Here is a 726-nt window from a genome sequence, read left to right as displayed (position 1 = left end):
GAGGGGCTCAACGGACGCCCACCATACCCGCTGTCGGCTATGCTGCGCATCCATTTTATGCAGCAGTGGTTCGGACTGGCCGACCAGGCCATGGAAGAAGCGTTGGACGATATCCCGTTATACCGCAGCTTCTGTGGCTTGGCGGGCCAACGCTCGCCCGATGCCAATACCATCATGCGCTTTCGCCACCTGCTGGAAAAGCACAATCTGGGCAAAAAGATATTCGCGCTGGTGCGCAACCTATTGCAGTACAAGGGGTTGATGCTGCGCGAAGGCACGGTGGTCGATGCCACGCTGATTGCCGCCCCGCCTTCGACGAAAAACAAGGACAAGGCGTGTGACCCAGCGATGAAGCAGACGAAAAAAGGCAATCAGTATTATTTCGGGTTGAAGGCGCACACGGGATCGGATGAGGATTCGGGGCTTGTTCACACGCTGCAAGTGACTGCCGCCAATGAGCATGATGTGACGAAGGGAAACAGCCTGTTGCACGGTGATGAGAAGCGTGCGCTGGGTGACGCGGGATACCGGGGCGTTGAGAAACGGTCCGATGCGCCTCCTGAAGTGATATGGCATATCGCGATGATGCGCAGTGTGCGTAAGACATTGGATCCGAACAATGAGCTGGACCAGCTTCGAGAGCGGATTGAAAAGGTCAAGTCGGGTATCCGGTCCAAGGTCGAGTTCCCATTTCGGGTACTGAAATGCCAATTCAATTATCGCAAA

General features: G+C 55.6%; 1 protein-coding gene. It reads left to right on the top strand.

Annotated features, from left to right (window positions below; genetic code table 11):
- A partial coding sequence (locus RV045_RS14315) for an IS5 family transposase (RefSeq protein ID WP_423236468.1) occupies nt 1–726 on the top strand: 726 nt, incomplete at both ends.

This window comes from Amphibiibacter pelophylacis (assembly GCF_037688875.1).
Lineage (GTDB): Bacteria > Pseudomonadota > Gammaproteobacteria > Burkholderiales > Burkholderiaceae_C > Amphibiibacter > Amphibiibacter pelophylacis.
Note: the sequence above shows the minus strand (reverse complement) of the source record. Positions and strands in the feature narration are given on the sequence as shown.